The sequence below is a fragment of the Neorhizobium sp. LMR1-1-1.1 genome (genome assembly GCF_040675795.1).
Lineage (GTDB): Bacteria > Pseudomonadota > Alphaproteobacteria > Rhizobiales > Rhizobiaceae > Neorhizobium > Neorhizobium cellulosilyticum.
In genome coordinates, this window is the sequence record NZ_JBEGHE010000058.1 from 327,606 (window position 1) to 350,774 (window position 23,169).

Here is a 23,169-nt window from a genome sequence, read left to right on the forward strand (position 1 = left end):
ATGGCAGCAGCATCCGTAGAGCCCGATCTACCGCTGGTCCGCAGGCTCGAAGCCGTCGGGTTTCGCGCATGGCCTGCCGCGTCCGTCGTCTATGACGGAAGCTGGCAGGTGCGGCTGACAGGCGGGCATCCGTCGAAACGGGTCAACTGCGTCGTTCCGCTTGATCCTTCCGATCACCGGGATCTCGATCTCAGGCTCACAAAGGCTGCCAAGCGTTTTGCGGATTACGGCAGGACTCTTGTGCTGAGGGAAACACCGCTTGCGCCGCCGGTCATGCTTGAGCATCTGACGCGTAGCGGATGGGAGGTCTTCGAGACGGCGGATGTCATGACAGTCGACCTTTCCCGGCTGGAGCTTCCCGACACGCTCGATTATCTGCCGAGCCACGATATCGGCCGTTTTGCCGATGCATGCCTTTCGGTTGCCGGTGACGATCCGGCCTTGAAGCCGGCGCTTGCCGAGATCCTCAGTGCTATCAAGCCCACATCCGGCTTCTTCATGAAACAGGATCCCGGTAACGGAGCAGTGGCGACGGTGCTGTGCGTGCAGGACAACGATCTTGCCGGCATTCTTTCGCTTGCCGTTGCACCATCCCATCGCCGCGAACGGCTCGGCACAGACATGTTGTCCTCGGCGCTTCGCTGGGCGCGGATCAGCGGTGCGCGCACCGCCTGGCTGCAGGTCGAGTCAACAAATGAAGCTGCCATCGCGCTCTATCAGAGGTTCGGCTTCAGCAAGGCCTATTCCTATCGTTACTGGCGGAAATCATGAGCGAACCGAAAAAGCTTCTTCTCGTTTCCGCCTGCGCGCTGATCGATGCCGACGGCCGTATCCTGCTTGCGCAGCGGCCAGAGGGAAAATCGCTGGCGGGGCTGTGGGAGTTTCCGGGCGGTAAGGTCGAACCCGGTGAAACGCCGGAAGAGACGCTGGTGCGGGAGCTTCATGAGGAACTCGGGGTCACCACGAAGGTCGCCTGCCTTGCGCCGCTCACCTTTGCCAGCCACACCTACGACAGCTTCCATCTGCTGATGCCGCTTTATGTCTGCCGCCGGTTTGAGGGTGTTCCGACGGGCCGCGAGGGGCAGCAGATCAAATGGGTGAGGCCGAATGCGCTTCGCGACTATCCCATGCCGCCGGCGGATGAGCCGCTGATCCCGATGCTGCAGGATCTGCTTTAATTAAAATTAGAGCTGTCGGATTTATCTCGCGTTAACAGTTCGTTCAACGGATTCTGGCATCTTTGTGGCCAGGCACGTAATGATCTGACGAGGCTTCGGGACAATGGACGACGAGTTCTGGAAAACTGTGCGCAATCGCCAGCGGGCGACGTACAGGTCCGGCAGGACCGGAGCGCTGAATATTGCGCTGCTTTTCGGAACAGCCGTAATTGCCCTGTCGCTGATCGTGACGCCGATGCTGGCGGAGCGGTCGGATCAGAAGCGCCTTGCGCATGTGCAGGAAGACTTCGATATGCTGACGACGGGATCGATCAAGCCCGCCGAAGGTGGTTCGAAGCACTACACGATCCGCAGGAGCGTTCTGCAGGAGACACCCGGTTCGGTTTGCATCGTTCAGGGTTACGGAGCGGACGGCGATTGCTGAACCACTCCGACGCATGATCGAACCGCTTAGATTCCAAGGACGACCTATGCGCCTGTTCCGCAGCTTTATCAGGGATATCAGTGGTGCAACGGCAGTGGAGTACGGCTTGCTTGCCGCAGTCCTCGGCATCACGCTTGCTGCTGCGCTCGGCAATTATTACGAGGCGATGGGCAATATGTTCAACACCATCACCAACACCTACACCAATGCGTCCAAATAAGACGGTTTAAAGCCGTTTCCGCTTTTGCGGAAGCGCTAGCCGTCCAGGCCCTTAAGGGCATCTGCAAGACGCACCTTTGCAGAACCTGGTTTCAGCGGCTGCTGCTGGCTCTCATGATGCGCCCATCCGGAGGCGTAGATGATCGAGAACGTAGCCCTGATCCTGCCATCGGGATCGGAATAACGCTCTGCATAGATTTCCGCAGCCCTCAGGAAAAATGCGCGCCCAAGGGGTTTTCTGCTGCGACCCCTCAAGGGATTAGCCATGCCCATGGCGCGCAAGTCGCGCATCAGCGGAAACAGGCTGTCATATCGAACCGTATAGTTTTCTGCGTCCACCACCGGAAGGGCGAAACCTGCCCGCTGGAGAAGGCCGCCTATATCGCGCACATCGGCGAATGGGATAACGCGGGGACTGGCGCCGCCTGTCAGCTCGGCCTCGGCCGCAAGCAGGACATCGCGCAACTCCGACAGCGTCCCCGCACCGGGAATGGCTGCGAGGAACAGGCCATCAGGCTTCAGACCGCGGCGAATGCGCACCAGCGTGCCTGGCAGGTCATTGACGGCATGCAGCGCCATCGGGGACAGGACGAGGTTAACCGATGCCGTCTCGATCGGCACGTCATCAAGACCGGCGGACAGGATATGCTCTCCTGCCTTGGCGAAGCGTTCGCTGGTTTCTGCGCGCTGAATTGTTTCGATCTTGCCGGTTTCGATTGCCTTTCGCGCGGCGATCCCCGTTCCTCCGTGCAGTTCGATGGCAAGAGGAAACTGCCGCTCCACAACGGAAAGACGCTCGGCCAATTCGCCTGCCGCCAGATCCAGCAAAAAATCCGCATTGCCGGTGTGATTTGCCAATGCTCGTTCGCGTCTGCGTGAAAGCAGGTCTTCGTCGAAGAGAAATTCCATCATCACCATCCGATTATGCTTCGCTAAGGCGTATTTCGTCGCTTATTGTCAAGTCCATGCCCGGCAATTCGGCCAATAGTCTCGTGAAAATGCTTTCGCAATCCGCTTCGGCCTGTCTGCAGCGGATCGCCGATGTCGTGTACCCTCCGGTATGCCTCGGTTGCGGCGTTCTGACGGGGCGTCATGGGGCAGTCTGCGCCTCCTGCTGGCGTGAGGTCCGCTTCATCGAGAGGCCCTATTGCGACATACTCGGCCTGCCGTTTTCCTATGATCCAGGGCCAGGCATGCTCTCGGCTCAAGCTATCGCACATCCTCCGGTTTTCGATCGCCTGCGCGCAGCCACTGTCTTCGATCGTACCGCGCGCAACATGGTTCATGGGCTCAAATATAGGGACCGAGGTGATCTTGCGCCAATCATGGCGGGATGGATGGAGCGCGCGGGGGGCGATTGCCTCCGTTGCTGCGATGCAATCCTGCCGGTGCCTTTGCACCGGACGCGTTTTGCGCTCCGGAAGTTCAACCAGTCAGCTGAGCTTGCGCGGCATCTCGCAAGATCGACGGGGAAGCCCTATCTGCCGGCGGCGCTTGTGCGGACGAAGAGAACGAAGCGACAGGTAGGGCTGACTGCGCGGGCTCGCGAAGACAATGTCCGGGCGGCTTTCGCCGTCGCCGAGGGACGGGAGGCCGAGGTGTTCGGCAAACACATCGTGCTTGTCGACGATGTCTACACGACCGGGGCAACAGTTACCGCTGCGACACGCGCGTTGAAGAAGGCGGGCGCCGCCGAAGTCAGTGTTTTGACCTTTGCAATGGCACTGGCCGAAACTATATGAGAGACAACAGTCGGCGCGTATTCCTCCCAGCGCGCCCGGAGATTATCATGACGGATGTTACCATCTACACCCGCGAATATTGCGGTTATTGCTCACGTGCGAAAGCTCTGCTCCAATCAAAGGGCGTCGATTTCGTCGAGCATGATGCGACCTATAGCCAGGAGCTTCGCGCCGAAATGATCGCCAAGTCGAATGGTCGGTCGACCTTTCCGCAGGTCTTCATCAATGGCGAACATGTCGGCGGCTGCGATGATCTGCATGCGCTTGATCGTCAAGGCAAGCTGGACTCGATGCTTGCGTAACAGGACGTTTAGACGATGATCAAGGTCGCTGCAGTCCAGATGTGTTCCGGTGTCGATCCGGTCAAGAACGCGGCCGACATGTCCCGGCTGGTTCGGGATGCGGCGGCGCGCGGGGCGACTTACGTCCAGACGCCGGAGATGACCGGTATGCTGCAGCGGGACCGCAAGGCTGCCCGCGAGGTCCTGCGCGGCGAGGCGGATGACATCATCGTGGCGGCAGCGCGCGGGCTTGCAGCAGAGCTCGGCATCTTCCTGCATGTGGGTTCGACGGCAATTGCTCGCGATGATGGCAAGATCGCCAACCGCAGTTTTCTTTTTGCGCCGGATGGCCGCCTGATCACGACCTATGACAAGATCCATATGTTCGATGTGGATCTCGACAATGGCGAGAGCTGGCGGGAGAGCTCTGCGTATGAGCCGGGCGGTGTCTCCAAGGTGGTGGAGCTGCCTTTCGCAAAGCTCGGCATGTCGATCTGTTACGACTTGCGGTTCCCTCAGCTGTTCCGCGCCCAGGCTGTCGCCGGAGCGACGATCCTGACGGTGCCGGCTTCCTTCACGCGACAGACGGGCGAGGCGCATTGGGAGATCCTGCTACGGGCTCGGGCCATCGAGAACGGCGCTTTCCTGATTGCGGCAGCGCAGGCCGGGGTGCACGAGGACGGCCGGGAGACCTATGGCAATTCACTCATCATCGACCCCTGGGGCAAAATCCTCGCACGAGGTGGCGATGCGGGTGAGGAGGTGCTCGTTGCCGATCTCGACCTGGACAGCGTTGTGATTACTCGCAAAAAGGTGCCTAATCTGAAGAATGCACGCGAGTTCGTGCTGGAGGATGTTACCGGCCCGGATGCCGACCGGGGTGCCGGTGGGGTGGCAGTGTGATCAAATATTCGCTGTGCTGCGACAACGCACATACCTTTGAAGGCTGGTTTTCCGAGAGTGCCGATTTCGACCGGCAGGTGGAGAGCGGCTTTCTGACCTGTCCGATCTGCAATTCGGGTTCGATTTCCAAGTCGTTGATGGCGCCTTCCGTTTCCACCGCACGGAAAAAGGAAGCCAAGAAGCAGATGGCGATGGATCTCGCCCGGCAGGAAGCAATGGTCAAGCTTCGCGAAGCTGTCGCCAATATTCGCGCCAATTCCGAGGATGTGGGGGAGAAGTTTCCCGAAGAGGCGCGCAAGATTCATTATGGCGAGGCGGATGCTCGCGGCATCATCGGACAAGCGAGTGCCGACGAAGTGCGTGACCTGATCGACGAGGGGATAGAAGTCGCGCCGCTACCCGATTTTACGGACGATACGAACTGATATGGCCAACTGAGATGACCAGCGCGGCGAAACTGGCGATCTACAATTTCGGCCTTTTCGTCGCTCCTTATGACAGCCCCGAAATTGAGGGTTTTCGCTTGCGGGAGCCTGCCAATTTTCTTGCCGCCGAAACTGCGGAAGGGTTTATCGGGCGTTCCGGCTATGATGGCGAGATTGGTCCGGAGAGCTGGGGGCAGCAGGTTTTTCCGCGTTTCATAAAGGGGAGCGGTTTTGAGACCGCGCCCTCCTCTCTGTCGATGTGGGCGGATCTGGAATCGCTGACGGCGTTTTCCTATTCCGGCGTCCATGCCGACGCGTTGAAACATGGCCGAAAATGGCAGGTGGAGCGGCGCTGGCCTGCACTTGTCCTGTGGTGGACGGATAGCCGGCCAAATTGGTCTGACGGCGTGGAGCGTTTCGAGCGTCTGCACGACCATGGGACTGGACCGGACAGTTTCAATTTCAAAGATCCCTATGGACCGGATGGTGAGCGGATATCCATCGACCGTGCACGGGTGCGCGAACTGGCTGCGCTCAATGCGGAAAGACACAAGGATCTGATGGCACACGTGCTTGTGCAGAAATCCTGATCAGCCCTTGCGCTTTGCCAGCAGCATGTAGTTTACGTCCATGTCGGGCGAGAGATTCCAGCGATCCTGCAGTGGATTGAAGAAGACGCCTGTGCGGTGAATGATGTGCAGACCGGAGGTCTGGAGCGGCCGCTCGATCTCTTCCGGGCGAACCAGCTTTTCATATTGATGCGTGCCGCGGGGCAGCCAGCGCAGGACGTTTTCGGCGGCGAAGATCGCGAGTGCGCGGGCCTTCAGCGTGCGGTTGATCGTCGCCATGAACATCAGACCGCCGGGGCGCACCATGGAGGCGCAGGTGGTGAGGAACAGGTTCACATCGGCAACATGTTCGACGACTTCCATGTTGAGGATGACGTCGAATGTTTCTCCCGCCTGGGCAAGATCCTCGGCGGTGACGGCACGGTAATCGATCTGCGTGCCGGTTTCCTGCGCGTGGGTCGAGGCGATGCCGATATTCTTCTCCGACGGGTCGGCTCCTATGACGGTTGCGCCCATGCGGGCAACCGGTTCGGACAGAAGGCCGCCACCGCAGCCGATATCGAGGATGCGCAGACCTTCCAGGGGGCGATGTGCCTTCGGGTCACGGCCGAAATTCTGGCAGATGCGTTCGCGGATATAGGCAAGGCGAACCGGATTGAACTTGTGCAAAGGGCGGAATTTTCCGGTGGGGCTCCACCATTCGGCAGCCATTTTCGAGAACATCTCGACCTGATCCTTGTCGACCGTCGTTCTGGCTGCTTCCGTCATCGTCTCATCATCCTTCGCGTTTGCGTGTTGAAGTCGGACGTTGAGACGATGAAGTCAAGAGGTTGATGGGCTTTCCCGATGTTGGCCGCCAATGCTCTGCGAAGCAGACCTCGCCACGTATGCCAGTTGGTGTAGTCGACAGCCGAGGCTCGCTTCCAACGCCGCGAGCATGATATCGTGGACTTCTATCCAGATCACTGATTTCACTCCATTGCGGCAGGCTACTATTCCTATGTGCTGCAAGCGTCCATGACGCTTAATGAATGCCCAATAGGTCATTCATGACCTATTCAGGCGGATGCTGGAACAATTGGGGCCAGTCGACATTTTATGGCGATAAAAACTCGATACGGAACAATGTCCGTGTCGATAAATTCCTCAGGAGGAAGCCCGTGAAAAAGTTCCTGATGAGTGCTGCGGCTTTCTGCACGCTCCTGGTGGCGCCCGCAATCGCCGAGGCGGCGGTGCGCGGTTACGCCACCGCAAACGTCAATATGCGGTCCGGCCCCAGTACCGGTTATCCGGCGGTTACCGTTATTCCTTACGGCGCGCCCGTGACGATCAACGGCTGCATGAGCTCGGTCAATTGGTGCGACGTCTCCTTTGCCGGTGGACGTGGCTGGGTGTCGGGCAATTACGTGCAGGCATCCTATCGCTCGAACCGCGTTTATGTGGCGCCGGATTACTACGGCGGTCTCGGCATCCCATCCGTCACGTTCGACGTGGACAATTATTGGGGCACCTATTACCGCGACCGCAATTTCTATCGGGAGCGTGATCGCTGGCGGGATTACAACTGGCGTGCACAGCGTCCACTTCCGCCCCCGCCGCGCTGGGATGATGGTCGCCGTCCGCCTCCGGGCTGGGATCGCGACCGTGATCGCGATCGCTGGGACCAATCCCGTGATCGGGATCGCTGGGATCAGTCCCGTGATCGCGACCGGTGGGAACGTGACCGAAATCGTGACAGAGATCAGGCCCGTGACAGGGACCGTGACCGGCCGCGCTTTGACGGCAACGATCGGCGCCCGCCTCCCGGTTGGGATCGCGACCGCGAGAGAGAGCGTGATCGTGACAGGGATAGGGATCGTGCCCGTGAAAGAGAACGGGATCAGGCCCGTGAACGGGATCAGGCGCGCGAGCGGGACAGAGATCGCGATCGTGATCGCGAAAGAGCCCGCGAGCGAGACCGTGAACGCCCGCAGCGCGAGGAACAGCAGCGTCCGCAGCGTAACCAGAACTGCGTCGTCGGGCCAAATTGCAACTGACGATTTCGAACAGATCGACGACAGATCGGCAGGGGGTCGCGCAAGCGGCCCCTTGTTCTTATCGACTGCCATTTGCGTATGATGACCGCTTCTTCAGTTTTATGACAGCCGTACTGTTTGCCCATAATCCGGCCATTGCGTGCGTCCCCCCTTTTCGCTAAGAGACCCCAACTCGATATTCAGGCAGCCGCCGGGATATCCAGCGTTAGCAAATAGACGCCCCGGCTTGGCCGAGGGCGAGTTGGTGGTTTTCGTCGTATGGCTCGCATCGTCATGAAGTTCGGCGGCACGTCCGTCGCCAATCTCGAACGCATTCACAATGTCGCACGCCATGTGAAACGTGAAGTCGATGCAGGGCACGAAGTGGCCGTCGTCGTCTCCGCCATGTCCGGCAAGACCAACGAACTGGTTGGCTGGGTTCAGGACATGCCGAAAGTGGCAGGCGCCAATTCACCATTCTACGACGCGCGCGAATATGATGCGGTCGTTGCTTCCGGCGAGCAGGTGACATCCGGTATCCTGGCGATCGCGCTGCAGTCGATGGGCGTCAATGCACGTTCCTGGCAGGGCTGGCAGATCCCGATCCGCACCGACAACGCACACGGTGCTGCACGCATCATGGAGATTGACGGTTCCGACATCATCAAGCGGATGGGCGAGGGCCAGGTTGCTGTTGTTGCCGGTTTCCAGGGGATAGGTCCGGACAACCGGATCGCGACGCTCGGCCGTGGTGGCTCCGACACGTCCGCCGTGGCGATTGCCGCTGCCGTCAAGGCTGATCGCTGCGATATCTATACGGACGTCGATGGCGTCTACACGACCGATCCGCGCATCGTGCCCAAGGCTCGCCGGATGAAGAAGGTTTCGTTCGAGGAAATGCTCGAAATGGCGTCTCTCGGCTCGAAGGTGCTGCAGGTGCGCTCGGTCGAGCTTGCCATGGTCCACAAGGTCCGCACCTTTGTGCGCTCCAGCTTTGAAGATCCCGATGCACCGGGCATGGGAGACTTCTTGAACCCGCCCGGTACTTTGATTTGCGACGAGGAAGAAATCGTGGAACAGGAAGTCGTCACCGGCATCGCTTATGCCAAGGATGAAGCGCAGATTTCGTTGCGTCGTCTGTCCGACCGTCCGGGCGTATCGGCTGCGATCTTCGGGCCGCTCGCGGAAGCCCATATCAATGTCGACATGATCGTCCAGAACATTTCCGAGGACGGTTCCAAGACCGACATGACCTTCACCGTGCCTTCGGGCGACGTGCAGAAGGCGATGAGCGTTCTGGAAGCCAACAAGGAAAAGATCGGCTTCGATGTCGTGCAGACCGAATCAGGTCTCGCAAAGGTATCGGTCATCGGTATCGGCATGCGCAGCCATGCCGGCGTCGCGGCGCAGGCTTTCCGGGCACTTGCCGAAAAATCGATCAACATCAAAGCGATCACGACCTCGGAAATCAAGATTTCCATTCTTATCGACGGTGCATATTCGGAACTTGCGGTTCGGACTTTGCATTCCTCCTACGGTCTCGATAAAAGCGAATAATGTCTAATCCGGCATGATGCTCCTTTCGGTGCGTCGTCGCCGGGTCGGCGATGGTTGGGCTGTAAGGGGAGCATTATGCCGATTAGAGACCTGTCGGCCGGTCCGCGCGTTTTGTTGAAGCGCCTGCGCGAACTGATGGCCGAACCGCTGGATCCGCAGGAACGCCTTGATCGGATCGTCAGCCAGATTGCCAGCAACATGGTGGCCGAAGTCTGCTCGGCCTATGTACTGCGCTCCGATGGCGTTCTGGAGCTTTACGCGACCGAAGGCCTGAACAAAGAAGCTGTCCACCTTTCTCAGCTGCAGATGGGACAGGGTCTCGTCGGTACGATTGCCGCATCCGCCCAGCCGTTAAACCTTTCTGATGCCCAGGCGCATCCGGCATTCCGCTACCTGCCGGAAACCGGCGAAGAGATCTACCATTCCTTCCTCGGCGTGCCGATCCTGAGGGCCGGGCGCACGCTCGGCGTTCTGGTCGTGCAGAACAAGGCGAGTCGCAACTACCGCGAGGACGAGGTCGAGGCGCTTGAGACCACCGCGATGGTGATCGCCGAGATGATCGCCACCGGCGACCTCAAGAAGATCACCGCGCCGGGGCTGGAGCTCGATCTTACCCGCGCGGTGACGATCCAGGGCAATGGTTACAACGAAGGTATCGGGCTCGGACATGTGGTGCTGCACGAGCACCGCATCGTCGTGACCAATCTTCTGAACGAGGATTCCGAAAAGGAAATCATCCGGCTTGCCGAAGCGCTCGGCTCGCTGCGCATCTCGATCGACGACATGCTGTCGCGCCGCGACGTGGCGCAGGAAGGCGAGCATCGCGAGGTGCTCGAGACCTACCGCATGTTTGCCCATGACCAGGGCTGGGTGCGCCGCATGGAAGAGGCGATCCATAACGGTCTGACGGCGGAAGCGGCCGTCGAGAAGGTGCAGAGCGATACCAAGGCGCGGATGATGCGCATGACGGATTCGTATCTGCGTGAGCGGATGCATGATTTCGACGATCTGGCGAACCGGCTGTTGCGCCAGCTCACCGGCTATTCCGGGCGCAGCATGGACGAGCTGCCGTCCGATTCCATCGTGCTTGCGCGCGCCATGGGTGCGGCTGAGCTGCTGGATTATCCGCGCGCCAATCTTCGCGGTCTGGTGCTGGAAGACGGTGCGGTGACCAGCCATGTGGTGATCGTCGCGCGCGCCATGGGCATTCCTGTCGTCGGACAGGCTGTGGGTCTGGTGGCGCTTGCCGAAAACGGCGACGCGATCATCATCGATGGAGACGACGGGCAGGTGCATGTGCGGCCGATGCCGGATCTGCAGAACGCTTATGAGGAAAAGGTTCGCCTGCGCGCCAAGCGGCAGGAGCAGTTCCGGGCGCTCAGGTCCGTCGAGTCGCTGACCCGGGACGGGCGGCATATCAGCCTCAACATGAATGCCGGCCTGCTGGTGGATCTGCCGCAGCTGGCCGAATCCGGCGCGCAGGGTATCGGGCTTTTCCGCACCGAGCTCCAGTTCATGATCGCCTCGACCATGCCCAAGCTGGAAGAGCAGGAAGCCTTTTATCGCAGTGTGATCAAGCAGGCGGCGGGGCGTCCGGTGACTTTCCGAACGCTTGATATCGGCGGCGACAAGGTCGTTTCCTATTTCCGCGCCCAGGAAGAGGAAAACCCGGCGCTGGGATGGCGGGCGATCCGGCTTGCGCTCGACCGGCCCGGTCTATTGCGCACCCAACTCCGCGCGCTTCTGAAGGCTTCTGCCGGTGCCGAACTGCGGATGATGATCCCGATGGTGACCGAGGTTTCGGAAATCCGTGCGGTGCGCGACCTGTTGCAAAAGGAAGTGCAGTATCTCTCCAAGTTTGGCCACACGCTGCCGCGCAAGCTGCAGTTCGGTGCGATGCTGGAAGTGCCGGCGCTGATGTGGCAGCTCGACGAGCTTATGGCGGAAGTTGATTTTGTTTCCGTCGGGTCGAACGATCTCTTCCAGTTCTCGATGGCGGCCGACCGCGGCAATGCACGAGTTTCTGAACGCTTCGACATTCTCGGAAAACCGTTTCTCAGGATGCTGCGCGATATTGCGCGGGCCGGCGAGCGTAACCGGACGCTGGTGACGCTTTGCGGCGAAATGGCCGGCAAGCCGCTTTCCGCCATGGCGCTGATCGGCGTCGGTTTCCGCTCGGTCTCGATGGCGGCGACCTCGATCGGTCCGGTCAAGGCGATGCTGCTTGGTCTCGATGCGGGCCAGCTCGAAGCGGAAATGAATGCGGCGCTGGACGACATTCGCTCGCAGGAACCGATCCGGGAGCTGCTGTTGAAGTTCGCGGAAGCGAATAACATTCCACTGTAGGCCTTGAATGGGGCCTATTGGTCGAGCTATGTGCTCACCGTCATCCTCGGGCTTGTCCCGAGGATCTGCTGACCTCTCGACGTGGATAGATTCTCGGGACACCCTCGGGTTAAACCCGAGGGCGAAGATAACGAGCGGCATATCTGGAGTTCTCTAATTGGCTAAGCTTCCTGTCGAAAAGATGCGCGAGCTGGAACGCCGTTTTGGCGAGATCGAGGCGCGTATGTCGGAAGGCCCGGCCGCCGATGTCTATGTGAAGCTGGCTTCGGAATATTCCGAGCTGCAGCCCGTTGTTGCCAAGATCCGTGAATATGAGAAGACCATCGCTGAGATCGCCGATCTGAGGGCGATGCTTTACGACAAGGGCACGGATCGCGAGATGCGGGAGCTGGCCGAGATGGAGCTTCCGGACGCGGAGGAGCGGATCGAGGCGCTGGAAAAGGATATGCAGATCCTGCTCCTGCCGAAGGACGCGGCCGACGAGAAGAGCGCTATTCTTGAAATTCGTGCCGGTACCGGGGGCAACGAGGCGGCACTTTTTGCCGGCGACCTGTTTCGCATGTACGAGCGTTATGCCAGTGCGCATGGCTGGAAGGTGGAAGTGCTTTCGGCCAGTGAAGGCGAAGCGGGCGGTTATCGCGAAATCATCGCGACCGTGACCGGACGCGGCGTGTTTTCCAAGTTGAAATTCGAAAGCGGCGTGCACCGGGTGCAGCGTGTGCCGGATACCGAAACGCAGGGGCGCATTCACACGTCTGCGGCAACAGTTGCGGTCCTTCCCGAGGCAGAAGAGGTCGACGTGGAAATCCGTCCGGAGGACATCCGCATCGATACGATGCGTGCATCGGGCGCCGGCGGGCAGCACGTCAACACGACGGATAGTGCTGTGCGTATCACCCACCTGCCGACCGGGATCATCGTTGTGAGCGCGGAAAAATCGCAGCATCAGAACCGCGCCAAGGCGATGCAGGTCCTGCGCTCGCGTCTCTATGACATGGAACGGCAGAGAGTGGACAGCGAACGCTCTGCAGACCGCAAGAGCCAGGTCGGCTCCGGCGACCGTTCGGAGCGTATCCGCACCTATAATTTCCCGCAGGGCCGTGTCACTGACCATCGCATCAACCTGACGCTCTACAAGCTCGACCGGATGATGATGGGTGAAATCGACGAAGTGGTTGATGCGCTGATCGCCGATTATCAGGCGGGGCAGCTGGCGTCGCTTGGCGAGCAGCAGGGGTGACCAAGGGGATGTCGGGCCGATGACCACACTGGGCGAAGTCGTCGCCGATGCGAGAGCCCGGTTTTCGGCAGCCGGTTTTGCCGATGCGGCGATCGAGGCGCGGATTCTGATCGGCGGACTACTGGAGCTTTCCTCGACTGAGGTCTTCGTTGGTGGCGATCGCGAGATCGATGCCGCCTCGGTTGCCAAAATAGAAGATGCGGTCGCCCGCCGCTTGAAACGGGAGCCGGTGCATCGCATATTAGGTAAACGAGAATTTCACGGGCTGGATTTCCTTCTTTCGAAGGAAACTCTGGAACCAAGACCGGATACGGAAGTTCTGGTGGATAGTGTTCTCGATGAGGCCCGGCAGTTTGCGGGCGACAGAGGCATCCGCATTCTCGATATAGGAACAGGCACGGGCGCGATCATTCTGGCATTGCTGAATGGTCTACCATCAGCAACTGGGATCGGTAGCGATATTTCCGTCGATGCGTTGAACACGGCGGCGGAGAATGCGCGACGTCTTGGTCTGGATCAGCGGTTCCAGGCGGTGGAAAGCCACTGGTTTGACAAGATTGACGGGTGTTTCGACATAATCGTGTCAAATCCGCCCTATATATGTAGCGATGTCATTCCCGACCTGGATCCTGAAGTCCGCGACTTCGATCCAATGGCAGCATTGGACGGCGGGGCTGACGGATTAACCGCCTATCGCGAGATTGCAGACCGGGCCGGGGAGTTTCTCGCGGCTGATGGTTGCGTCGCTCTAGAGATCGGTTTTGATCAGAAACATGCGGTGATCGAGCTATTCGAAGCAGAGGGTTTCAATCTGTTGCTGGCACGTAAAGACTACGGCGAGAATGATCGCGTATTGATATTTGCCAAGTCTGTGGTTGATGCTGCGAAGCAAAAGAAAAAGCTTGGAATTCCAAAGGAAGCGGGATAGTTTGCGGCTACGCATCGGGGCAGCTGGGAATGAACAGCGATTCGTTCGGGTTACGGGTCAATCCTTAATTGCGCTCTTTTCGAAGAGCCGACGAGGTTGAGCACTCTCGATGCGTGAATCAGGTAATTTGACTTTGAAAGCGGCAGGCCGCGTTGGTCGACCTGTACGTAACACGCGAAGTCTTGTACCGGCTTTGACCGGCGAGCCGCGTGGCCCCTTATCAGCGAAGACAGAGAGTTGGTGAACGATAAATGAGGCCAGGACAGCAGAACAAGCGTGGTCGAGGGCGTGGTAGCAACAATAACGGCGGCGGTGGCGGAGGTGGTAACAACAACTTCCAGCGCAAGGGCGGAAACCCGCTCAGCCGGACTTATGACAGTTCCGGGCCGGATGTAAAAATCCGCGGTACTGCCCAGCATATCGCAGAAAAATATGCGACTCTTGCCCGTGACGCGCAAAGCTCCGGCGACCGTGTTATTGCAGAAAACTATTTGCAGCACGCAGAGCATTACAATCGCATAATCGCAGCTGCGCAGGCCCAGATGCAGGATCGCTTCCAGCATCAGGATCGCGGCGAATTCCAGGATCGCGACGGCAATGCTGTCGACCAGGACGATCTCGACGGCGGTGACGGCGACGATCTGGGTTATGCTCCGCAGCCGATGATCGAAGATCAGCAACCGCAGCAACGTCGTGAGCAGAATGTCCAGCAGGGCAGTGGTGGCCAGGACCAGCAGCCGCGCGAAAACCGCCGTGACCGCAATGAGCGCCGTGAGCGTCGCCCCGATCGCCAGGAACGTGGCGAGCGCGCAGAGCGCGGCGAACGTTCTGCCGAGCCGAAGGCTGTTGAAGCCAAAGCCGCGGTTGTATCGCAGGTAGCGGAAGCCGCCGAAATTTCGGCACCGGTTGTCGAGGACGGTTCGGGCCCGCAGCCGGTGATCGAAGGCACGCCGGCAGAGGTCGCCGTCGAAGAGGAAGCTCAGGCAGAGGCCGCGCCGCGTCGCCGCCGTGCCGCAAGCACGCGTCCCCGCCGTCAGCCTCGCAAGAGTGCTGAAGCTGCAGAGGGCGATGATACCGCGCCTGAAATGGCGGATGTGGCCGGCGAATAAGCCTGATCACATGAAACAAGTTGGAAAAATCCGGCCTTTGGCCGGATTTTTTCGTTTTAGGTAAAAATCCGCTCTTTGATGGGTAAAGCCCGCATCGAAACGATTGAATGGCAAGTTTTGCGCCGATAGCGTGCAACCGTTCCCGGATTTTTCTTCATATCCTGATTTTTTAAACGATTATAATGTCTTACCGCACTGCGGAAATTCGTTGCGTTGTCGTAAAATTCCGCTCTAGATAGGTTTTTCGACGGCATAGAGCCGCGATTTTTCCAAAAAATCCGCAGGGAGCGATTTCATGACGACATTCGAAACCTACCTTGAAACCCGCAACGGCACGGTGCTGGACGACGATCTCGTCGTTGTTCTTCGCAACATCGCCGAGGCGACACGGGAGATTTCGGACAAGCTCAGAACATCGTCCCTGGACGGCCTCACGGGTGCCACGGAAATCACCAATGTGCAGGGCGAGGCGCAAAAGCCGCTCGACATCCTGTCCAACGAAATCATGCTAGAGGCCTGCCGCAAGTCGCCTTCGGTTTCCTTCGCAGTATCGGAAGAACTGGATAGCGAAGTCGCCATTCATGGCGACGGCAAATATGCGGTGATCTTCGATCCGCTTGACGGTTCCTCCAATCTCGACGTGAACGTCACCGTCGGCACGATCTTTTCAGTGATCAGAGCTTCGACTTCCGGCGAGATTCTGAAAAACGGCCGTGGCCAGCTGATCGCCGGTTACGCCGCCTATGGACCGCAGACGACACTGGTGCTGACGGTAGGGAAAGGTGTGCAGATCTTCACGCTGAACGCCGACGGCGTTTATTTGATGACCAGCGCCGATGCGAAGATCGTGCCGGAAGCGAAGGAATTCGCCATCAATGCGGCACGCCGGTCATCCTGGGATGACGCTGTTGCATCCTATATCGAAGAGGCGATCGATACTGGCCACAACATGCGCTGGGTCGGTTCCATGGTTGCGGACACGCACCGCATCTTCAATCGCGGCGGGGTATTTCTCTATCCGGCCGATCGTAACAAGCCGGCCTCCGGCGGTCGTCTGCGGCTGCTTTATGAAGCCAACCCGATCGGTCTTCTGGTCGAAGCTGCCGGCGGTGCCGCAATCATCGGAACAAGTACGATCCTCGATATCGAACCCACTTCACTGCATCAGCGTGTGCCGGTGATTTTCGGATCAAAGAACGAGGTCGACAAAATCAGCGCCGCCTACAGGGAACGTATTGTGGAAGCCGCTGCGGCAGAATGACCGTGCCTTGAACGTTTCAACCTTTAAAAGCCGGGACATCCACTGATGTCCCGGCTTTTTATCTGCAAGCTGGGGATTGAGCGGTCCACATATCGCTAAAAAAATTCAAAAAAGCGAGTGAGAATAAGGCGTGCTCTAGGCGGCAAATTATCGGTACTTTTTAGTACCCAAAATTAACGGATGGCTGCGATAATCATTCCGGTTCAACTCGGAGATTCATCATGATCAGTTCCGTAACAAGTTCGACAACCTCTACGCTCCTGTCTTCATCATCGACGAGCAGCAGTACGGCTGCAATCGAAAAACAGATAACCGCGAAGGAAGCTGAACTCGAAGAAGCGAAGGACGCGGAGGAGAAGGCTGAAATTCAGGCGGAGATCGATGCGCTTGAACAACAGTTGCAGGCCGCGCAACAATCCAGCAGTTCATCAGAAAAGCCTTCTGCCGAAAGTAGCCGGCCAGCCGACAAGTTTTCGGGCGAGAGCAGCAGGCTCGGGACCGGAAATTTCGACGAGACAACAGAGTTCGGAGAGCGGGTTCTCTACGTCTGAGATCTGATTGCTTTTGTACTGCAGGATCAAGCCGACCTCGTTGCACAATCAGATTTTGTTGAATTTCGAGCTCGACGGGATCTCTGCGACTTTCGGTATGCGGGGTGGCGGAGAAAAATCCGCCTCTTCTGGAGCAATCCTCCAATTTCGCCTGCCGTACCGTAGATTTTTGTTTTTGTACCTCTATCGGGAAGCAGCCGACAGCTTTCGGGAGAGATGCTTTAGAGACTGTTCGACAGTTTTTCTTCGATTGCGTCTACACGAATCGACACTTTGATGATTATTGTCTCAAGATCATCTTCGAGATCGAATAAATGTTTTGCGCGATCAAGTATCTCATCGTTTGGCCAATATCGATAACCAACAAAACAACAGATTGGGCACCGGCTGTATTCTTGCGCAGAAGGCGCCTGATCAGCGGTGAATATGCCGCCGGTTGCCTGATGATGCGCTTTGTCAGTGGCAGGCCTATCTATCGTGCAATGACTGCAGAAGAAGAGCAGGACTTCAGAGAAGAGACATCCATCTGAACTCCGGTCTCATGATCGATTTCTGCAGGCTATGATGGGATGATTGCGATGGAAAATCGCGATGCTTCTGCCTCGGGGCCTGAGCCCAGGCCGACTTTGCTGCCGGCCCGGGTGAAAGTCAAAACAGAGTGCGGATGCTTTCGCATTCGTCGCGTGCCTCATCGAATTCATCGACATGAGCTGCGGCGAGTGCCTGAAAATCTGGGTCCGTGATCTCCGTGATCGCCTGCGGCATGCCGTGGTCCATGATCAGGGTCTTGAATATTCCGATAAGCTGGGTGCTTTTGTCTTCCGACATTAGATCTACCTTTAGTGATACAACGAAGCCTGCCCCCGAAAGCCTCGACAACGATGTGGGTGTGCGCCTCCTGCGACAAAATGGCCAATCACGAGTTTCTGATCGTTGAATCACGGCGGGGTGATCAGAGACGGGCAGGGCAAGCGGCGATGCCGTCTGTTTAGACAAGCGCTAAAAGCTTCAACATGCTCCTTTAAAACCGGAAAAAAGGCTCCCATATCTTGGCAGAAGCCAACGGCTGCGAGAGCGCATCCTGCGGCAGGGCTTGCCTCATGAAGGGAGCTCAATCTCAATCATCGGCCTGTGCCTTTATAGAGGGCAGGGCGATTTCTGGAGGTATGAAATGAATATCGAGAAATATTCCGAGCGGGTGCGCGGTTTTCTGCAATCGGCCCAGACCCAGGCTCTATCCGACGGACATCAGCAGTTCGCGCCCGAACATGTCTTGAAAGTGCTGCTCGACGACGACCAAGGCATGGCTTCGTCGCTGATCGAACGCGCCGGCGGCAACGCCAAGGAAGCGCGGATCGCCAATGACGCTGCTCTCGGCAAGCTGCCCAAGGTTTCGGGCGGCACTGGCGAGATCTATCTTTCGCAGCCGCTGGCCAAAGTGTTTTCCACTGCCGAAGATGCCGCCAAGAAGGCGGGTGACAGCTTTGTCACCGTCGAGCGGCTGCTGCTTGCGCTTCTGATCGAAAGTTCCGCTTCGACCTCGGCCAGCCTGAAGAAGGCGGGGCTGACGGCGCAGGGGCTGAACCAGGTGATCAATGATCTGCGCAAGGGCCGCACCGCCGACAGCGCCAATGCCGAACAGGGTTTCGACGCCTTGAAGAAATATGCCCGCGACCTGACGGCCGATGCGCGTGACGGCAAGCTCGACCCCGTGATCGGTCGCGACGATGAAATCCGTCGCACGATCCAGGTTCTATCACGCCGTACCAAGAACAACCCGGTGCTGATCGGTGAGCCGGGCGTCGGCAAAACGGCGATCGCGGAAGGTCTGGCTCTGCGTATCGTCAATGGCGACGTGCCGGAAAGCCTGAAGGACAAGCAGTTGATGGCGCTCGACATGGGCGCGCTGATTGCCGGTGCTAAATATCGCGGCGAATTCGAAGAGCGGCTGAAGAGCGTGCTCAACGAAGTGCAGGCCGAAAACGGCAATATCATCCTGTTCATCGACGAGATGCATACGCTGGTCGGCGCGGGCAAGTCGGATGGCGCCATGGATGCGTCGAACCTGTTGAAGCCGGCGCTTGCGCGCGGCGAGCTTCACTGCGTCGGCGCGACGACACTCGATGAATACCGCAAGCATGTGGAAAAGGATCCTGCTCTTGCCCGTCGTTTCCAGCCCGTCATGGTCGACGAGCCGACGGTCGAGGACACGATCTCGATCCTGCGCGGCTTGAAGGAGAAGTACGAGCAGCACCACAAGGTGCGGATCTCTGACTCGGCGCTTGTCGCCGCCGCTACGCTCTCCAACCGCTACATTACCGACCGGTTCCTGCCGGACAAGGCGATCGACCTGATGGACGAGGCCGCCTCGCGCCTTCGCATGCAGGTGGATTCGAAGCCCGAGGAGCTGGACGAACTCGACCGCCGCATCATGCAGCTGAAGATCGAGCGCGAAGCGTTGAAGAAGGAAACCGATACGGCTTCCGCCGACCGGTTGCAGCGGCTTGAGAGCGAAGTCACCTCTCTTGAAGAAGAAGCCGATGCGCTGACGGCCCGCTGGCAGGCGGAAAAGCAGAAGCTCGGCCTTGCCGCCGATCTGAAGCGGCAGCTTGACGAGGCCCGCAACGAATTGGCGACCGCCCAGCGAAAGGGCGAGTTCCAGCGCGCCGGCGAGCTGACCTATGGCGTCATTCCGGATCTCGAAAAGCGGCTGGTCGAGGCCGAAGCACAGGATACGACCACCAATGCAATGGTGCAGGAAGTGGTCAATCCGGATGCGATCGCGCATGTCGTTTCCCGCTGGACCGGCATTCCGGTCGACAAGATGCTGGAAGGCGAGCGCGACAAGCTTTTGCGGATGGAAGACGAGCTGGCGAAATCGGTTGTCGGCCAGGGCGATGCGGTTCAGGCCGTATCGCGTGCCGTTCGTCGTTCGCGGGCAGGTCTGCAGGATCCGAACCGACCGATCGGCTCGTTCATCTTCTTAGGCCCGACCGGTGTCGGCAAGACGGAACTGACCAAGTCGCTCGCACGCTTCATGTTCGACGACGAGACCGCGATGGTGCGCCTCGACATGTCGGAATACATGGAGAAGCATTCGGTCGCGCGGCTGATCGGTGCGCCTCCGGGTTATGTCGGTTACGAAGAGGGTGGTGCACTGACCGAAGCGGTACGGCGCAAACCTTACCAGATCGTGCTGTTCGACGAGATCGAGAAGGCGCATCCGGACGTGTTCAATGTTCTTCTGCAGGTGCTCGATGACGGGCGTCTGACGGACGGGCAGGGACGTACGGTCGACTTCAAGAACACGATGATCATCATGACTTCGAACCTCGGCGCCGAATATCTGACCGCGCTGCGGGAAGACGAGGATTCGGAAAGCGTGCGCGAGCAGGTGATGAGCGTCGTGCGTGCGTCGTTCCGGCCGGAATTCCTGAACCGCGTCGACGAGATCATTCTCTTCCACCGCCTGAAGCGGAAAGAGATGGGTGCGATCGTCGATATCCAGTTGCAGCGCCTCCTGAAGCTTCTGGCCGATCGCAAGATCGAGCTGGAACTCGATGGCGACGCCCGCGAATGGCTGGCCGACAAGGGCTATGATCCGGTCTATGGCGCGCGTCCGTTGAAGCGGGTCATCCAGAAATTCGTGCAGGATCCGCTCGCCGAACAGATCCTCGGCGGTCATATCCCGGACGGCTCAACCGTCAAGGTAACCTCCGGTTCCGACCGGCTGCTGTTCCGCATCAAGGGCAGCATGAGCGAAGCGGCGTAAGGCGCTTCATCATGGACATGAAAATGGCGGCCTCGGCCGCCATTTTTCGTCAGAGCTATCAACTCAAGCGACCTATTTGCTCGCGACTTCGCTCGGTGTCGGCGTATTCAGCAAGGTATCGATGCGTTTGCGCTCATCCTCGAAACGGGCCAGCGCTGTGCCTTCGAGCGATTTTCCGCCGGGAAGACGCACCTTCATTGCATCCACCTTGGTGCCGTTGACGATCAGTTCGTAATGAAGGTGGGCGCCGGTGGACTGGCCGGTGGAGCCGACATAACCGATGACCTGGCCTTGGGTGACCTTGGCGCCTTCGCGCACACCGCGGGCAATTGCGCTCTGGTGGTTATAGGAGGAGACGTAACCGTTTGCGTGGCGGATCAGCGTCTGGTTGCCGTAACCGCCACTATCCCATCCTGCCTTTTCGACAATACCGTTGCCGGTGGCGATGATCGGTGTTCCGCGGGGCGCTGCCCAGTCTGTGCCGGTATGCATGAGCGCGCGCCCGAGGATCGGGTGGCTGCGCATGCCGAAACCGGATGTCATGCGGGCGTTCGGAACAGGGCTGCGCAACAGGAACTGCCGGATGCTGCGACCGTCCTGGTCGAAATAGTCGACCGAATTGTCGTCGTCGGCATTCTGGAACCGGTAGAAGCGCGTGTCGGTATCGCCGAAATGGGCGTTGACATAGAGGAGCTCGGAGTCCTTGGAGGCCTGTCCCTTTTTGTCTGCAACAGAGAAAAACGCCTCGATCTTGTCGGTTGAGCGCAGCTGCGCTTGAAGGTCGATATTGCTGGCAAGCAATTTGACAAGCAGAGCAGTCATGTCGGTGCTCATGCCATAGGAAAGAGCCGCACGATAAATGCCGTCATAGACGCTTGGCAGGTCGCGGCCCGCCATGATCTGGGGCGGCTGGTCGCTGAAGGCGGATGCAACCGCATCCAGCATTGCCGGCTCTTCGGCATCGACAAAGCGGCTATGGTCATCGAGGCCGATGGTGACGCGGTGCTGGCCGCGCTGATAGAGGCTGGCCCTGACGACCATGACCATCTGGCCTTCCTGGATCACGCCAATGCGGATCACATCGCCAGGGGAAACCTTGTCACTGCCCAAGCGCGCCTGAAGATATCCGGAGAGTTCCTTCGCCTTGCCTTCCGGATAGCCGACCTGGGTCATCGCTTCTGCGATCGACATGGGCCGGCGCACGGGAATGATATCGTCTGCATATTCTCGCGTATGCGGTGTTATCGGCTCGGGCGCGGTCACCGACATATTTTCTTCGACAACACGGGCGCTGAGGCCTGATGTCAGATCGACATCTTCGGATGTGGAGAAGCGTTGCGGATCGACATAATAGAGTGCGGAAAGCTGTGCGTCGCCGGCGGTCAGAACCGAGCCGTTCGAGCGCACGTTTTCCTCTACTTCCTCAAGCGTCATCGGCGCGGCGTAAGCGTAGGTGCTGCCCGATGTCGGGAAAGCGAGCGTCTGAAGACTGACTTCGGATTCGACGTTTGACCCGTAGATCAGGCCGGTTCTATTGCCCGGCTGAGGCGGTGCTTCGCTCGAGGCGAAGATCGCAAGAGGATCGAATTTCGGATATGCTTCCGGAGCGACATGGTCTGCGGCAAGATTCATCTTCACATGGGCGAAGGGGCGGCGGCGCACGAGCTCGCGATTGCCCTCGTGGACCACCGTCGACACTTCCATGATCTTGCGATCCGTCGGCATCGCGACGATCTTGCCACCGAGCAGGCGTTTGCCGCGCTGGACTGAATCGTTGTCGTGGTCGCTGGGAACCGAGGCAGATGCCTCTGCCGGGATGGCCAGCTGCTGGCGTCCATCAAGTGCTGCAAAAAGTGCGACACCCATCAATACAGAAGAGGTTATGCCTGTCAGGAACGTGCCGGAGAGCCAGCGGAGCGAAATCTCCCGCTTGTCCGGCGCGCGGCGACCATCAGCAAGGATGGGCGGTTCGTTGCCAAGCGATCGGATCGTGTTGCGGGCCGTGTTCATGCCGACTTAGCCAGTCCCTATATACGCGTTATTGCCATAGGCAGCTTGATGCTGCCTGCAGGACCTTGGGCCAAACATGTGCCCTTTTCCTCGAAATGAGTCAAATCCGCCGAGAACTGCTGTCATATGGCGAGAAGTCCCAGGACGATTGCGAATGCCCTGTAACGCTCTTTCCATGGGATTGTGAATTTGTCGGGGCGGTTTTGAGGCGGGGCGTCACCATCCCGCTAATTTGGCCGGCCTATATAAGAGGACTGGTTGGTGAAAATCAGCCGAATTCAGAAAAACATCGAAATTTCGCAATGAATCCATTTACTTGTCATTTTTCTGTAAAATTTCGAATTGAGCCTGTTGACGTTTTCCTGGGTGTGGGACTATAACCCGCTCACTGACGAGGGCGGCGGCGCTGCTAGCGACGAAGCTTCTCGTTCTAAAGAAAACCACTAAAGATTGGCATTTGCTGATTGGGACCGGGCTCCGGTTAGGTCTCGAAGAACTGATGTGTTTTGGTGTTTTTTGTGACGGTTTAGGCTTTCGGGTTATGGATCGTCGGTTATTTGACAATTGAATATGAGAAGAAAGAGAAACGTGGTCGGCGGGTTTTCGCGGACGGTTCTTGAGCTTTAGGGTTTAGGGACG

The 23,169-nt window shown here is 58.6% G+C and carries 23 protein-coding genes; 19 read left to right on the forward strand and 4 right to left on the reverse strand.

What is annotated here, in order from left to right; genetic code table 11:
- The 4 genes from MRBLMR1_RS26820 (at nt 1) to MRBLMR1_RS26835 (ending at nt 1,822) form a co-directional block, all read left to right on the forward strand.
- Nucleotides 1-771, forward strand: a complete 771-nt coding sequence (locus MRBLMR1_RS26820; protein ID WP_148148254.1) for a GNAT family N-acetyltransferase — start codon at nt 1-3, stop codon at nt 769-771.
- Entirely contained in the window at nt 768-1,178 is a 411-nt protein-coding gene (gene mutT / locus MRBLMR1_RS26825) for an 8-oxo-dGTP diphosphatase MutT (RefSeq protein ID WP_148148255.1), read from the forward strand. Before MRBLMR1_RS26820 ends, mutT begins: the two co-directional genes overlap by 4 nt.
- Nucleotides 1,179-1,281: 103 nt before the next feature.
- Entirely contained in the window at nt 1,282-1,602 is a 321-nt protein-coding gene (locus tag MRBLMR1_RS26830) for a hypothetical protein (protein WP_148148256.1), read from the forward strand.
- A gap of 106 nt (nt 1,603-1,708) precedes the next feature.
- Entirely contained in the window at nt 1,709-1,822 is a 114-nt protein-coding gene (locus tag MRBLMR1_RS26835; RefSeq protein WP_500066953.1) for a hypothetical protein, read from the forward strand.
- Nucleotides 1,823-1,857: 35 nt separating this feature from the next.
- On the opposite strand, the gene MRBLMR1_RS26840 is transcribed toward MRBLMR1_RS26835, so the two are convergent.
- Complete coding sequence (locus tag MRBLMR1_RS26840; protein WP_148148258.1) at nt 1,858-2,730, reverse strand: methyltransferase domain-containing protein; 873 nt, start codon at nt 2,728-2,730, stop codon at nt 1,858-1,860.
- 89 nt (nt 2,731-2,819) lie between these two features.
- Here MRBLMR1_RS26840 and MRBLMR1_RS26845 point away from each other — a divergent pair, with 89 nt between their 5' ends.
- The 5 genes from MRBLMR1_RS26845 to MRBLMR1_RS26865 are packed head-to-tail and all read left to right on the forward strand — an operon-like array spanning nt 2,820 to nt 5,762.
- Nucleotides 2,820-3,563 carry a ComF family protein gene (locus MRBLMR1_RS26845; protein ID WP_500066959.1) on the forward strand — a complete coding sequence of 248 codons (744 nt, stop codon included), beginning with the start codon at nt 2,820-2,822 and terminating at the stop codon, nt 3,561-3,563.
- A gap of 47 nt (nt 3,564-3,610) precedes the next feature.
- Nucleotides 3,611-3,865 carry a glutaredoxin 3 gene (gene grxC / locus MRBLMR1_RS26850; RefSeq protein ID WP_148148259.1) on the forward strand — a complete coding sequence of 85 codons (255 nt, stop codon included), beginning with the start codon at nt 3,611-3,613 and terminating at the stop codon, nt 3,863-3,865.
- A gap of 15 nt (nt 3,866-3,880) precedes the next feature.
- Nucleotides 3,881-4,747 (forward strand): carbon-nitrogen hydrolase family protein, encoded by an 867-nt coding sequence (locus MRBLMR1_RS26855; protein WP_148148260.1) that lies wholly within the window; start codon nt 3,881-3,883, stop codon nt 4,745-4,747.
- A complete protein-coding gene (locus tag MRBLMR1_RS26860) occupies nt 4,744-5,172 on the forward strand; it encodes a DUF1178 family protein (RefSeq protein WP_148148261.1) in 429 nt (142 codons plus the stop codon). Before MRBLMR1_RS26855 ends, MRBLMR1_RS26860 begins: the two co-directional genes overlap by 4 nt.
- 14 nt (nt 5,173-5,186) lie before the next feature.
- Nucleotides 5,187-5,762, forward strand: coding sequence for a DUF3291 domain-containing protein (locus MRBLMR1_RS26865; RefSeq protein WP_148148262.1), 576 nt, complete (start codon nt 5,187-5,189; stop codon nt 5,760-5,762).
- Here MRBLMR1_RS26865 and ubiG read toward each other — a convergent pair whose 3' ends face one another.
- The gene (gene ubiG, locus MRBLMR1_RS26870; protein WP_148148263.1) at nt 5,763-6,509 is read right to left on the reverse strand and encodes a bifunctional 2-polyprenyl-6-hydroxyphenol methylase/3-demethylubiquinol 3-O-methyltransferase UbiG; all 747 of its coding nucleotides are present in this window, start codon (nt 6,507-6,509) and stop codon (nt 5,763-5,765) included.
- A gap of 392 nt (nt 6,510-6,901) precedes the next feature.
- On the opposite strand from ubiG, the gene MRBLMR1_RS26875 reads away from it, so the two are divergent.
- From MRBLMR1_RS26875 to MRBLMR1_RS26915, 9 genes are all read left to right on the forward strand, one after another.
- Nucleotides 6,902-7,777 (forward strand): SH3 domain-containing protein, encoded by an 876-nt coding sequence (locus tag MRBLMR1_RS26875; RefSeq protein ID WP_500066954.1) that lies wholly within the window; start codon nt 6,902-6,904, stop codon nt 7,775-7,777.
- Nucleotides 7,778-8,035: 258 nt separating this feature from the next.
- Nucleotides 8,036-9,313 (forward strand): aspartate kinase, encoded by a 1,278-nt coding sequence (locus tag MRBLMR1_RS26880; RefSeq protein WP_148148264.1) that lies wholly within the window; start codon nt 8,036-8,038, stop codon nt 9,311-9,313.
- 81 nt (nt 9,314-9,394) lie between these two features.
- The gene (ptsP, locus tag MRBLMR1_RS26885) at nt 9,395-11,659 is read left to right on the forward strand and encodes a phosphoenolpyruvate--protein phosphotransferase (protein ID WP_148148278.1); all 2,265 of its coding nucleotides are present in this window, start codon (nt 9,395-9,397) and stop codon (nt 11,657-11,659) included.
- Nucleotides 11,660-11,816: 157 nt separating this feature from the next.
- A complete protein-coding gene (gene prfA, locus MRBLMR1_RS26890) occupies nt 11,817-12,899 on the forward strand; it encodes a peptide chain release factor 1 (RefSeq protein WP_148148265.1) in 1,083 nt (360 codons plus the stop codon).
- Between the two features lie 19 nt (nt 12,900-12,918).
- Nucleotides 12,919-13,827, forward strand: coding sequence for a peptide chain release factor N(5)-glutamine methyltransferase (gene prmC / locus MRBLMR1_RS26895; protein ID WP_148148266.1), 909 nt, complete (start codon nt 12,919-12,921; stop codon nt 13,825-13,827).
- Between the two features lie 251 nt (nt 13,828-14,078).
- The gene (locus tag MRBLMR1_RS26900) at nt 14,079-14,936 is read left to right on the forward strand and encodes a DUF4167 domain-containing protein (protein ID WP_148148267.1); all 858 of its coding nucleotides are present in this window, start codon (nt 14,079-14,081) and stop codon (nt 14,934-14,936) included.
- A gap of 295 nt (nt 14,937-15,231) precedes the next feature.
- Complete coding sequence (locus tag MRBLMR1_RS26905) at nt 15,232-16,197, forward strand: class 1 fructose-bisphosphatase (RefSeq protein ID WP_148148268.1); 966 nt, start codon at nt 15,232-15,234, stop codon at nt 16,195-16,197.
- 221 nt (nt 16,198-16,418) lie between these two features.
- Complete coding sequence (locus tag MRBLMR1_RS26910; protein ID WP_148148269.1) at nt 16,419-16,748, forward strand: FlxA-like family protein; 330 nt, start codon at nt 16,419-16,421, stop codon at nt 16,746-16,748.
- Between the two features lie 314 nt (nt 16,749-17,062).
- A complete protein-coding gene (locus MRBLMR1_RS26915; RefSeq protein ID WP_500066955.1) occupies nt 17,063-17,278 on the forward strand; it encodes a hypothetical protein in 216 nt (71 codons plus the stop codon).
- 118 nt (nt 17,279-17,396) lie between these two features.
- Here MRBLMR1_RS26915 and MRBLMR1_RS26920 read toward each other — a convergent pair whose 3' ends face one another.
- Nucleotides 17,397-17,576 (reverse strand): hypothetical protein, encoded by a 180-nt coding sequence (locus MRBLMR1_RS26920; protein ID WP_148148270.1) that lies wholly within the window; start codon nt 17,574-17,576, stop codon nt 17,397-17,399.
- A gap of 343 nt (nt 17,577-17,919) precedes the next feature.
- Between MRBLMR1_RS26920 and clpB the strand changes: the two genes are divergently transcribed.
- Nucleotides 17,920-20,520, forward strand: coding sequence for an ATP-dependent chaperone ClpB (clpB, locus tag MRBLMR1_RS26925; protein WP_148148271.1), 2,601 nt, complete (start codon nt 17,920-17,922; stop codon nt 20,518-20,520).
- Nucleotides 20,521-20,592: 72 nt separating this feature from the next.
- On the opposite strand, the gene MRBLMR1_RS26930 is transcribed toward clpB, so the two are convergent.
- Nucleotides 20,593-22,530 carry a M23 family metallopeptidase gene (locus tag MRBLMR1_RS26930; RefSeq protein WP_148148272.1) on the reverse strand — a complete coding sequence of 646 codons (1,938 nt, stop codon included), beginning with the start codon at nt 22,528-22,530 and terminating at the stop codon, nt 20,593-20,595.
- Between the last annotated feature and the right edge of the window lie 639 nt (nt 22,531-23,169).

Coding starts and splice junctions, on each gene's coding strand:
- MRBLMR1_RS26855 (WP_148148260.1), top strand. CDS start 3,881: ATGATCAAGGTCGCTGCAGTCCAGATGTGTTCCGGTGTCGATCCGGTC.
- MRBLMR1_RS26845 (WP_500066959.1), top strand. CDS start 2,820: ATGCTTTCGCAATCCGCTTCGGCCTGTCTGCAGCGGATCGCCGATGTC.
- MRBLMR1_RS26900 (WP_148148267.1), top strand. CDS start 14,079: ATGAGGCCAGGACAGCAGAACAAGCGTGGTCGAGGGCGTGGTAGCAAC.
- MRBLMR1_RS26840 (WP_148148258.1), bottom strand. CDS start 2,730: ATGGAATTTCTCTTCGACGAAGACCTGCTTTCACGCAGACGCGAACGA.
- MRBLMR1_RS26905 (WP_148148268.1), top strand. CDS start 15,232: ATGACGACATTCGAAACCTACCTTGAAACCCGCAACGGCACGGTGCTG.
- MRBLMR1_RS26930 (WP_148148272.1), bottom strand. CDS start 22,530: ATGAACACGGCCCGCAACACGATCCGATCGCTTGGCAACGAACCGCCC.
- ubiG (WP_148148263.1), bottom strand. CDS start 6,509: ATGACGGAAGCAGCCAGAACGACGGTCGACAAGGATCAGGTCGAGATG.
- clpB (WP_148148271.1), top strand. CDS start 17,920: ATGAATATCGAGAAATATTCCGAGCGGGTGCGCGGTTTTCTGCAATCG.
- MRBLMR1_RS26830 (WP_148148256.1), top strand. CDS start 1,282: ATGGACGACGAGTTCTGGAAAACTGTGCGCAATCGCCAGCGGGCGACG.
- prmC (WP_148148266.1), top strand. CDS start 12,919: ATGACCACACTGGGCGAAGTCGTCGCCGATGCGAGAGCCCGGTTTTCG.
- MRBLMR1_RS26910 (WP_148148269.1), top strand. CDS start 16,419: ATGATCAGTTCCGTAACAAGTTCGACAACCTCTACGCTCCTGTCTTCA.
- grxC (WP_148148259.1), top strand. CDS start 3,611: ATGACGGATGTTACCATCTACACCCGCGAATATTGCGGTTATTGCTCA.
- mutT (WP_148148255.1), top strand. CDS start 768: ATGAGCGAACCGAAAAAGCTTCTTCTCGTTTCCGCCTGCGCGCTGATC.
- MRBLMR1_RS26880 (WP_148148264.1), top strand. CDS start 8,036: ATGGCTCGCATCGTCATGAAGTTCGGCGGCACGTCCGTCGCCAATCTC.
- MRBLMR1_RS26820 (WP_148148254.1), top strand. CDS start 1: ATGGCAGCAGCATCCGTAGAGCCCGATCTACCGCTGGTCCGCAGGCTC.
- MRBLMR1_RS26920 (WP_148148270.1), bottom strand. CDS start 17,576: ATGTCGGAAGACAAAAGCACCCAGCTTATCGGAATATTCAAGACCCTG.
- MRBLMR1_RS26865 (WP_148148262.1), top strand. CDS start 5,187: ATGACCAGCGCGGCGAAACTGGCGATCTACAATTTCGGCCTTTTCGTC.
- MRBLMR1_RS26915 (WP_500066955.1), top strand. CDS start 17,063: ATGTTTTGCGCGATCAAGTATCTCATCGTTTGGCCAATATCGATAACC.